General features: G+C 46.4%; 6 protein-coding genes. All 6 read right to left on the reverse strand.

Annotation, left to right across the window (positions count from 1 at the left end; translation table 11 throughout):
* Nucleotides 1-11 precede the first annotated feature (11 nt).
* Nucleotides 12-4,109 carry an RHS repeat-associated core domain-containing protein gene (locus BLR32_RS14220; protein WP_089832857.1) on the reverse strand — a complete coding sequence of 1,366 codons (4,098 nt, stop codon included), beginning with the start codon at nt 4,107-4,109 and terminating at the stop codon, nt 12-14.
* A 7-nt stretch (nt 4,110-4,116) separates the two neighbouring features.
* Nucleotides 4,117-5,499: a hypothetical protein gene (locus tag BLR32_RS14225; protein ID WP_089832859.1), complete on the reverse strand. Its 1,383-nt coding sequence runs from the start codon at nt 5,497-5,499 to the stop codon at nt 4,117-4,119.
* A gap of 9 nt (nt 5,500-5,508) precedes the next feature.
* Nucleotides 5,509-7,362, reverse strand: a complete 1,854-nt coding sequence (locus tag BLR32_RS14230) for a type VI secretion system Vgr family protein (RefSeq protein WP_089832862.1) — start codon at nt 7,360-7,362, stop codon at nt 5,509-5,511.
* Nucleotides 7,363-7,441: 79 nt separating this feature from the next.
* Nucleotides 7,442-8,245, reverse strand: a complete 804-nt coding sequence (locus BLR32_RS14235; RefSeq protein WP_089832864.1) for a hypothetical protein — start codon at nt 8,243-8,245, stop codon at nt 7,442-7,444.
* 7 nt (nt 8,246-8,252) lie between these two features.
* Entirely contained in the window at nt 8,253-8,750 is a 498-nt protein-coding gene (locus tag BLR32_RS14240) for a type VI secretion system amidase effector protein Tae4 (protein ID WP_176842281.1), read from the reverse strand.
* 82 nt (nt 8,751-8,832) lie between these two features.
* Nucleotides 8,833-9,225, reverse strand: a complete 393-nt coding sequence (gene tssD / locus BLR32_RS14245) for a type VI secretion system tube protein TssD (protein ID WP_089832866.1) — start codon at nt 9,223-9,225, stop codon at nt 8,833-8,835.
* Nucleotides 9,226-9,955 lie beyond the last annotated feature (730 nt).

The following is a 9,955-nucleotide window of genomic DNA, read 5'->3' on the forward strand; positions in this document are numbered from 1 at the left end:
TATTTTCAGTTTTATCTGCATTTAATTCTTCTCTTGGATGCCTTAGCTCCGTGTTCCCTGATCAGCCTTTCAGCCTTCGGTTTCTTTTTAATTGCCTGGATACGTTTCTTGTTGTCGTTTAACATGGTAAAACCTCTATCCAGCTGCTTCTCATACTCCTGCTGTTCGAAATACCGAAGCATATTGTTCCTGTCACTGGGATCTGTAGCGGTGCCAAGATCGACTTTCACATAATGGACAGTGGTGCCTGGTTTCTCGAGCAGCTTCTGCGCGTTGAGGTGATCCGTGTCTGAAACACGCTGACGCATACCCTGGTCGCCTATACCCGCACTACCTACATATGATTCGTTGCCATTCGTGATGATATATATGCCGGGAATATCAGGCAAACTTTTCGGACCGGGTATTAGCCCGAATATGTCAACCCATGAATTGGGGTCCTTCACATAGCTGTAGAATCTGAGGCCTCCAAAAGGGGCTATCGGATCCTGGCTGATATAGATGCCTTCTTCAGGACTGTAGTATCTATGCCGGTTGTAAAACAAACCGGTTTCCTCATCTTCATACTGCCCCTGATACCTGAAGGGTATAAATGTTTTGTCTCCTGCTAACTTACGTACCTTTCCATAAATATCCAATTCGCAGGACCAGACCATGTCTCCATCGTCGTCAAAAGCCTGGCAGGGAGTGCCAAGATGATCTGTAATAATCGAATAGCTTTTTCCGTCAACGATCTTAGCTGCCGGAACGGCGGATTCAGCGTCGAATATCCATGTTGTCAAAGACGCTGCAGGAACTGGTTCAGGCTGGATGATCACATTGCCGGTGTCGTCTATCACAGTAACCGGCCTGCCGGCAACTGGATATGTCCATTCGTGCAATGGTGTATCTCCATGCCAGATCCAGCGGGTAATATCCTGCCGGAATATTTTGGCTATCCGTCGACCCAATGCATCATATTCAAAGCTTACTTCCCGTTTGTCCGGACGTATCACTTTCTTAAGTGTGCCGTTGGCATACCATTCGTATTTCCATACTGAGAGGTCTTTGTGTATCTTCTCAACCAGGTTGCCATCTTCATCATAATTGAATCTTGCCGTAGCTGTTTCCTTTAATTTTCCACCGGCATCGTATTTTCTATCATTCCGGTCGGCAGTACGGTACAGGTTCCCCGTTTTATCCGGCAGCCGATAATCAAACTGCCCGTTCTCATATTGCGCCCAGGCGAGGTTACCGAAATCGTCATGGCCATATCTGACCATAGCGCCATTCTCCAGCGAATTGACGATGTGGCGTAAGCGCTGATTTACATCCCAGCGGTAATGTCTGCTACGGGTGGTGCGCGCACCACTTGTCACAGTATGTGTTGACAGCAGCCCTGACTGGTCATAGGTGCGCCGACTTTTTATGCCGCCGGGCAAGGTCCTTTCTATTTCCAATCCAAGCAGGTTGCGTTCGATTTGAACCGACCAGGGATTGGCAATACCTTCTGCAAGGGTCTGCATACCAGTCATGAGGCCTATCTTGTTGCGTTGGATGTCAATATGCGCTCCAAGCGAGCTACTAATGCTTTTACGCCGGCCCTGTTTATCATACACACTGCTTACCAGGTAACCATTCTGCCACTCCTCCGTGACACGGCCAAGCGCATCGCGGACAAACCTGACAGTACCGTATTCATTCACTGCTTCAATCAGCTGACCATTACTGTCATAGTTATACAGTTCCCAACTGCCGTCACTATATTCCGTCCGGGTCAGTAAACCATTGGCATTATGTTCGAATTCGGCATACCGGCCTCCTGAACGGTGCACTCTGATCACTTTACCGGCAGCATCCCTGTCATAGCGCTTCACAATGCCGTCAAACCCTGTTTCCTGTATAATATCACCACGCATATTGCGATGGATCCTGAATGTCTCTCCATGCTCATTTACCACAGCACTTAACTCTTCCTCCGTATTATAGAGGAAATGCACTTTGGCATTATTTTCTTCCCTTGTTTTCAGACTTCCAAGAGGAGTGTAAGTATATTTTACATCCTGTTGTTTGTCGGTAAGACGTACTACATCGTCATATGCGTCATATTGCAATTGCAGGCGATTCCCGTCCGGCATATTTATTTCAACTACCCTCCCCAGGATATCATACCGGAACAGTTCTTCCTGGTTTAATGGGTTGATCGCACTCAGGCATTGTCCCCAGGCATCGAATTCCCAGGAAGCCTTTCCTCCGTCACCAAGTGTAAGAGAGATGATATTGCAATCCTCATCATATTCCAGCAATGTAGTTCCCCCTTTATATCCATCGATCTTGCTTATCAGCAGCCGGTCGTTATATTCAAATAGCTGGAGTGACCCGTCTGCATCGGTCAGCGAGTGTAACAGGCCAGTGTCTTTATGGAACACGTAAGACCTGCTGTTGCCAAGTGCATCAGTAGCTACTACAAGATTGCCATCGTCATCATATACGTATACAGACTGACTGCCATCGGGGTTTACAACAGATGTACAGCGACCTGCATCATCATAAGTATAGCCGGTAACATTACCTTCCTCATCTATCTCCCTGTATATTTCAAACTCCGGTGTATATTCTGTGAACGTAGAATATCCCAGCGGATCCTTCTCCTGGTATACTACAAAATCAGGTGTATAAAAGTAGGTAGTGGTTTGTTCCAGTGAATTGGTAACAAGATTGTATCCTTCTTTCGGATGATACTCGATGCGTCCTTCCAGTAATCCGCCATCACCCCATGTATGCACGCAACGGCGCTGTTTATCATACTCCCAGTAAAAAGACTGCCCGTTCCGGTCTGTCTTTTTTGTCATCAGATGATCGCGGTAAGTGATGGCAGTAGTCTGTCCCAGCGGATCGATGATCTCAGTAAGATCGCCGGCTTCATTGTAGGCATAGCTGACGAGCGGCCTTTCCTGCCCACGGTGATGTGCAGTGACACGGGTAATACGTCCTGCCGTATCACTGCTGATATGCAAATGCCTGCCTGCGCTGTCTATGATCCTTACAAGCGCTCCACGATGATTATAGTGGAAGCTGATCATGAACTGCGCTTTATTGTGAATAGTGGAAAGATGATACTGCGTGATATCTTTAGATGCTTTACGGAAGGTGTAATACAATCCTTCCTCATGATTATACAGCTGATACTCGTCGATATCTGTGCGCTTCAGCGTCATCCTTTCGTGCCGGTTATAATCGCTGTCGCCACTGCCATATAATGCATCAAACACGGCACTACGTCCATCTCCCAGTAATACTACCACAGCATCGTCATGCAGGAATTCCTCTATACGCATATCATAACAAAGGTGGGTGCCATGTCCCAATGCGCCGGTAAATGGGCTATCGCTATTCCATGATCTGTCCCATTTGATAGGGATAGGACCAGGTAATTCAAAATCAGTCCCGTCATAAATGACAATACCCTGTACGAGGTCAACCGGTTCAAACCCTTTTTTACATAATGCGTTGCTTAGTTTATTGCTGCCTATTTTCCCTTTCAGCGCGTGATTAAATTTGGTGATTCCTTTCCGGCCTATCTTACCCAATCCTTTCATCAACGCGCCAAATCCGAATGACATCACAAGGTTCATCAATACGCCTGCCCAGTCGGGCACATAAGGACCGCCCACCATCACCGGTTTACCAAATGAAAGCGGAATAGTGAAGGAGGTAGGCAGGTACATGCTGGGGATAGGCTTGAACTTCTTACCCGGCTGCAGGGAGAGTGGAATACCAATATCGTTACAGGTCATCAGCATATGTCCTGTAGGACTGAGTAATCTACCCTCAGCTTTCACCTTCTTACTGCCGAAGAAGTTAACAGAATCATGGCCGATCATGGGGGCTAACAGCCAGGGTCCTCCCATCGGAAAATGGAAGAGGATGATGATGATACCACTTGTATCGCTCACGCCTCTGGGTACATGATTTACTTTGGTACTGGCGCCCATAAATGGAATGTAATCCATCGGGTCAAGTACAAAACCAATGTAAGGATGGGGCAGGGGAATGGGAAACCCCAATAGGATAACAATATGTATGTCGAGCCCTATAACGGGAATAAAGTGTTTATTGCTGACCAGCATAAGCAAATTATTTTTGAGGCTGAAGCGTCTCGGTTTGTTCCATTTCAAGTGGAAGGATCATCGGTTCGCGGTTTTTCCTGATATTGTCTACATCTGATTTCCAGTCATTGCCAAACACTCTGCCCATTTTTTCATCTATAGCCTGCACCGTATCATGTTGGCGATGAGCATGTGCATAGTCATAGTAATCACGTAGCAGGTATATATAGATAGAGGCGCTGATCTCTTCGTCAGTTAAATGCAGACCCGCTTTGTAGCCTTTTTCAAGTACATCATAGTATCTGCTGCTGTCCTTTCTTCTGCATAGTTCTGCTGCCTGGTACCAGGCATTCAGCGACTGTTGTGAGAATTTATGTTGTTCGGCCAGTTCTGCCTGTTGAATGAACCAGTTGATAGCTTCTGTAAAGCGGCGGCGTATCTGTGCATAGGCGCCATGATAGCCGTAGAACTGCACCATGAGTGGTAAACAGGCGCCGTCGTTCATCTGCACACCCTGTTTGGCAATGCGTTGGCCGCGTTCCAGCAGTTCAGGTATTTTCGGGTCTTTCTTAAAATGAAATAACATGCCTGCATACATGATGTGGGCCGTAGCAAACAAGCCCTTGTTGCCGCTCCGTTGTGTGGCGTCCAGTGCCTGTTGCCCCCAGCGGTGGAGGCGTTTTACGTCCTTATCCTTGAGGGCTGCGCCCATTTCAAATACGCACTTGCGCAGCATGATCTCCGGGTCATTCGGACTGCCGGTGGTAGCCAGTTTCTGTATAGCGCCGGGCAGGTCCATCGGAACATGGATACTGCAGATCATATCGGGGAACTGACGCTCATGAAAAGCAAAGTGATCCACATTCACATGATCGATCACCAACAGTTTCACACCGGCAGGAATGCCTTTCTTCAGCAGGGTAGCGATCCAGTTCTTCATGGCCTTTGTACTGCTGACCTGCCGGGGGATCAGTGCAAGGACGAGTTGTTTATGCTGCTGTGGTAAGGACTGCCGGAAACTACCTAATAAGGATAACAGTACATCGTCCATAGGGGCACCGTTATGACGTTCCAGCAGCTGCTTAAAAGGACGGGGATCCCAGGTAAAGAGCGCCCGTTCATTCACCCGTTCCACCAGTGCCATACTTTTTTCGTAGGTGTCCAGCCAGTCTTTGATTAAGGCTGCGCTGAAAGTATCTTCATCTTCAAAGGAGGTGAGCTGGGTAACAAATACTTCCGGCAGGCTCCCGTGTTCTGAAGATTCCAGTTTACAGAATCCTTCATATACACGCGCTTCTTCAGGTTTGATGATAAAACGTACAAACCGGAGTGCTGGTTTCTTGGCAGTTTTCTCCATCCACTGCCGCTGGATCTGATTGACTAATTGCGCTATAGGATTGTGCTCGTTCATAGGATGTGTTTAACAATTCAGATTGAGCATGCCACCTACTATGTCAGTAGTTGTATTTCCATCTATTTTAACATTCCCCTTAGTACTGTCGATCTTCACTACCTGCTCACCGGTAGCATAAAAGTTCTTCGAATCAATGTACAGGTTGGATTGGCTGGAAACCGTATTGGCATCTTCTGCCGCAGACGTAATGGTCTTGGCACCGCTTTCAATATTGTTGGCAGCATTGTCCACAAGTATGCTGGCGTTCTGTTCACCTATGAATACTTTCTCTGACCCTATCAGGTGGATCTCTTTGGATTTCAGCTCAATCTTATTAGGTGCTTCTACCACAATATGATCTTCTGTCTTCACAGTGATTAATGTCTGAGAGCTGACGGTGATATTACCTGCTCCATCCATCGCCATACTGCTGCCGTTTTTGTCGGTTACAGTAATACTACCGGTGGCATCATTCAAGAGGATGGTATTACCACTTCTTGTCTTCAAAGCCTTCATATCATTACCAGCGTTGCCATAACTGCTTTTCGCACCACCATTGTAGGTAGCACCTATTATGAAAGGTTGTTCCGGGTTACCGCCTTCAAATTCTGTAATCACCTCTTCACCGACTTCCGGCATGATGAACATACCTTTATCGCCGCCACCTGAAGCAGATACAACACGTACCCACGGTGTCTGGCCCTGTTGCATCCAGCGGAAGCGTACACGGATACGGCCCAGTCCTTTAGGGTCATTGTTGTCTGTCACAACTGCGGATTGTGGCTCTGTATAAGGGATGTTACTCAGGTTCACCTGAGGGGCTGCCGCATCAGCAGGAATACCTTCAAACATATTGTGATAGCTGCCATTGGCCCCGCAATAATGGCGAATACTGGTGATCATAAACTCTCCGTGATGCTGTTCCTGCCCGAGAGCAGATTCTTTAATGCTCACTGTATCGCCAATACGGAAAGACGGATTGGTGCTGCTGCCTTTGAGGCTTACCATTTTCGCTACCTTACCTTTTTTCTGAAGGGTGGCCAGCTTATCCATCTGCGATTTGGCGCTGCTGTTAAACGCATAGTTCATTTTATACAACCCCTCGCGGCTGTACAGCTTACTACTGATATCACTGGCATGTTGTGAATAGGCGTTGAGCTTACCTGTTTCCTTGGATTGCGTGGTATCTTCCACTACTTTATCCTGGCGGTAATCATAGCCATTCAGCTTTGCATTGTTCGGCAGTACAGACAATGCGATGTTGAAATCCAGCAGGTCTATCTGATGTGTCAGTGTCACCTTTTGTGGAGAGAACTTGCCAAATATCTGTTGTTGTCCGTCATAGAAGAACCATTCTCCATGGCGTTCAGCCAGGCGGGTAATAAAAGTCTGTGAGCTTTCCTTATACTGCACCACATACTTCTGGGTCTCTTTAGTCTCCGGGTTGATGGATGTTTTCAGCACATTGGGTGGATAACTCTTGACGGTAGCGGAGATAATATCCGACAGCGACTTATTCTCATAAGCTGCAATATGCGGATCATCATCCAGCAGGATGCTGGGGCTGTGCCCGCGGATGATACAGTGTCCGTGTGTGCCATCACCGACCTTACCAGTTGTGATATTGGTCACGAGTCCTTTAAAGATGAGATCTTTTACGCCTGGCAATTGTTCTGCCGGTGCAACTGTGATTTCTACTTCTTCACCCAGGAATTTATTGGCAGCGCCAGACATGCCGCCTCCCAGTTTTTCAAACCAGTCATAGCTCACATATATTTCAAACTCGTGATGGTCATTAATGTATTGTCTCAATTCGATTGTGTTGAACGTTTCGAATTGTTGTCCGGCTATGGAAAATGAGGTCTTTGTATTCAGTGCCATTGGAAAAATGTTAGGAATTACTAATGGGGTATGCGTACCCTGCTATGTTAAAAAGTTCCTGATTCCTGCTACTTAATTTTTATTTGTTTTTCTCTTTTAATACAAGTGCTTTGTTCAACGTTCCAGCTACCTGTTCGGGTTGCAGGGAGATATCCTCTCCCTTGAAGGCAACATTGAAACTGGAGATACTGGCATCTCCCTGGCTATCGGATATGATCTGGAAGATATTGTTTGACGTAATACTCCATGATTTATACCCGGGCAATCCTTCGATCGCGCCATTGGAATCTGTCTTTACATTGTCGTATAACAGCGCGCCTTTATCATCATAGATCTCAAACTGTTTTCCCTTAAAGTAGTAAGCGAGGTAATTATTGGTATGCATCCATAAGGGCGCATTCCCATCTTGTTTGGGGACGGGCGCCAGTTGTATGGAATCCTTTTTACCATCTTCATATACCAGTCCTACCCAGAGGTCAGTCCGGTCGTTGTTGTGACTGATCAGGCTGAAGTGTACACTGTCATATACGGCAGATTGTCCACCGGTGAAAATCGGTTTATCCAGCAGCCATTCTTTGCGGGTGCCGGTGTGGTTGGTTCCTGTTACAGCGATCGGGAAATTTTCTGCACCATAAGTATACACACTGACCTGTTGTTGTTTGCTGGAATTGGCAATACGTAGTGCGCTTACAGGACTGAGGTATTTTGCAAAGTCGACCGTCTTCCAGAACGTATCCTGCGGAGGGTGTACTTTTCTGGCATCCAGGTAGGCTTTGGGCATCCACACAGCATCCTGCACAGCTATTTTACCGGCCTGCGTCTGAGCGCAGGCAGTAGTGGCAGCGCATAACAGTGAGATACAAACGATGTGTAATGTCTTCATACAGTTTTTAGTTTACTTCCCAGAACCAGATCTTTTTTACGCGGCTGTCGTTGGTATAATCACCTGTAGCCGTTCGGATCTGTTTATTGACATGGTACAGGAGATCTATATGATCGCCTGTGTTGTTGGTGCCATAAAAATCTTTAAAGAAAATAATGCCATTCTTTGACCAGTATTGATTATTGATGAAATCTTTCTTTTGTGCAGCGTTGGCGCAATCTACCTGGAGGGGAGCGCCAAAATTGCGCCAGATCCATGTAGCCAGGCTTTCTGCACCACGTGCATAACCATGTTTACATTTCGGATCAGTATAATTAGCCAATGAAATGCCCGCTTTGATGAGGCAGTGCGACATACGGATGGCGCACTGATTTTCGTAACTATAATAACCGTTCCTATCCTTTTCATCACAGGGCATAGCATGTGCACTACCGGGAGGCGCCTCGGAATCGTGTGGATAACTGGACCACAATGTGCTGAAAGCAGGGAATTTTTTCAGGGCCATGAATACATGTTTTTAAAGAATTACATGTTTACATTGATGCGTTATCGCAGGGAAAACAATGCAATGGAACGTGATGAATGTATCAGGACTGTGGCCAGGGGTTCTGGTAGGTGGAGCTTCCCAGCTGCACTTCCCGGGCGGATAACACAAGTCTTATCTGCATGGGAATATCGCCGGCTGCTCTGAAATGTTCAGCATACTCTACACAGTAGGCATCTGTAAATTTCAGTTCTTTCATTTTCGACATCGCGTCGCGACGATAAAAGATGATACTACCGCTTTTAGTCTGTGTGTTGGAGATCATCCAATCAAAGAGGTTTGTATTTCCATCTGATTCCAGTAGCACGGTCAGTGCTCCTCCCGTAGGACGGGCGGCTGGTTTTCCATTGTGGTCTGTATGCTGAGCGAAAGAAAACTGGCAATCCAGTACATTGATTTCTTCACCATCTAAACGCAATACTGCTTTGAATGACATATCCTTGAGGTTTAGCTTGATAAATATGGTATTGTTAACAAATTTATTTACGACAGCAAATGAAGGTGTATATGGAAACTGGGACAACGTGTATTTATCTTCAGTAGGTCCCGCTTGGATTAACTGCTTTTGTCAGCGGCAGGTTTTTCCATAGTTACTAAATTCAGATGCCGGATTAACTAATAATATAACTACTCAATTAAAGATACATGGTCAGCACGAAAATAATTATTCTGAGACATATTGTAAATTATTTTATCAAAAATCAAAGATTAAAAATAAAGTTATTGTACTGTTCGCTGATACTGCTTCAACTCCACCTATGCGTCGGGTATGCGTCTGGTATACGTCGGGTATAAGGCGTGTATAAGATATGATCAAGTCCACGTTAAAGGCATGTCAAAGGCATGTCAAAGGCATACTTAAGGTATGCTTAAGGTATGGTAAAGGCGTATTACCAAACGGCATCATTCGCGGCAATAGACCCCGTTAGGGGTCTTATTGTTTGTAGCGCGGGGTGACAGCCCCGGGAACGGGTGCAACCCTCGAAAACAATATGGGATGGCGGGAGCCAAACGGCATCATTCGCGGCAATAGACCCCGGTAGGGGTCTTATTGTTTGTAGCGCGGGGTGACAACCCCGGGAACGGGTGCAATCCTCGAAAACAATATGGGATGGCGGGAACCAAACGGCATCATTCGCGGCAATAGACCCCGTTAGGGGTCTTAT

The sequence above is a fragment of the Chitinophaga filiformis genome (assembly GCF_900102545.1).
Lineage (GTDB): Bacteria > Bacteroidota > Bacteroidia > Chitinophagales > Chitinophagaceae > Chitinophaga > Chitinophaga filiformis.

Coding starts and splice junctions, on each gene's coding strand:
- BLR32_RS14220 (WP_089832857.1), bottom strand. CDS start 4,109: ATGCTGGTCAGCAATAAACACTTTATTCCCGTTATAGGGCTCGACATA.
- BLR32_RS14225 (WP_089832859.1), bottom strand. CDS start 5,499: ATGAACGAGCACAATCCTATAGCGCAATTAGTCAATCAGATCCAGCGG.
- BLR32_RS14230 (WP_089832862.1), bottom strand. CDS start 7,362: ATGGCACTGAATACAAAGACCTCATTTTCCATAGCCGGACAACAATTC.
- BLR32_RS14235 (WP_089832864.1), bottom strand. CDS start 8,245: ATGAAGACATTACACATCGTTTGTATCTCACTGTTATGCGCTGCCACT.
- BLR32_RS14240 (WP_176842281.1), bottom strand. CDS start 8,750: ATGGCCCTGAAAAAATTCCCTGCTTTCAGCACATTGTGGTCCAGTTAT.
- tssD (WP_089832866.1), bottom strand. CDS start 9,225: ATGTCATTCAAAGCAGTATTGCGTTTAGATGGTGAAGAAATCAATGTA.